Annotated in this window: 1 protein-coding gene; it reads left to right on the top strand. The window is 71.5% G+C overall.

Features of this window, described 5'->3' with window-relative positions; all coding sequences use genetic code 11:
* On the top strand, positions 1 to 1,242 hold a 1,242-nt coding region (locus tag HR9077_RS19095), incomplete at both ends, for an amino acid adenylation domain-containing protein (protein ID WP_136068898.1).

Raw genomic sequence — 1,242 nt, 5'->3', positions numbered from 1 at the left:
CTACATGGTCGCGGACAGCGGTATCGAGCTACTGCTGACCCAACAGCACCTGCGTGACGCACTGCCCGCGACCGAGGGCCTGAGCGTGCTCGCACTGGACCGGCTGGACCTGGCGCATCAGGCGTCGACCCACCCCGACGTGGCGCTGCACGGCGATCACCTGGCCTACGTGATCTACACCTCGGGCTCCACCGGTCGGCCCAAGGGGGTGATGGTGCGCCATCACGCCCTGAGCCACTTCCTGCACAGCATGCAGCAGGCGCCGGGGCTGAGCGCCGAGGACACCCTGGTGGCGGTGACCTCGCTGTCGTTCGACATCGCCGCGCTGGAGCTCTATCTGCCACTGATCAGTGGCGCACGGGTGGTCCTGGCGAGTCGCGAGACGACCCGGGACGGCCGGGCCCTGGGCGAACTGCTCGACCGCGAAGCGGCGACGGTGCTGCAGGCCACGCCCGCCGGTTGGCGACTGCTGCGCACGGCGGGTTGGCCGTGGGAACCGCAGCATGGCCGGGCGCGCGTCAAAGGGCTATGCGGGGGCGAGGCCCTGCCGCCCGACCTGGCGGAGGACCTGCTGGCCCAGGGGGTCGAGCTGTGGAACCTGTACGGCCCCACCGAGACCACCATCTGGTCGGCGACGACACGGGTGGAAGACAGCCGGCCCGCCCTGGGCGGCGCGATCGCCGCAACGCAGTTGTACGTGCTGGATGGCGCGCTCAACCTGACGCCACCCGGGGTGGCCGGCGAGCTGTACCTGGGCGGCGTGGGCCTGGCGCGCGGCTACCTGCAGCGTAGTGGCCTCACCGCGGAGCGCTTCGTGGCCGACCCGTTCGGCTCGGGCGAACGGCTGTATCGCACCGGCGACCTGGTGCGCTGGCGGGCCGATGGCCAGCTCGAGTACCTGGGGCGTATCGACCATCAGGTCAAGGTGCGTGGCTTCCGCATCGAGCTGGGCGAGATCGAGGCCCGGTTGTTGGCCCAGTCGGCGGTACGCGAGGCGGTGGTCGTGGCCCAGGAAGGGCCCGGCGGCGCGCGGCTGGTGGCGTATGTGGTGCCCCAGGGCGACGTCGAACTCGACACCGTCGCGCTGCGCGAGCGGCTGGGTCAAGGGTTGCCGGACTATATGGTGCCGAGTGCCTGCGTGGTGCTCGAGGCCTTGCCCCTGACGCCCAACGGCAAGGTGGATCGCCAGGCGCTGCCGGTGCCTGACATCGCCAGCGGCCCGGGGTACGAGCCGCCCCAGGG

Origin of the sequence: Modicisalibacter radicis (assembly GCF_900961225.1) — a bacterium.
GTDB lineage: Bacteria > Pseudomonadota > Gammaproteobacteria > Pseudomonadales > Halomonadaceae > Modicisalibacter.
Note: the sequence above shows the minus strand (reverse complement) of the source record. Positions and strands in the feature narration are given on the sequence as shown.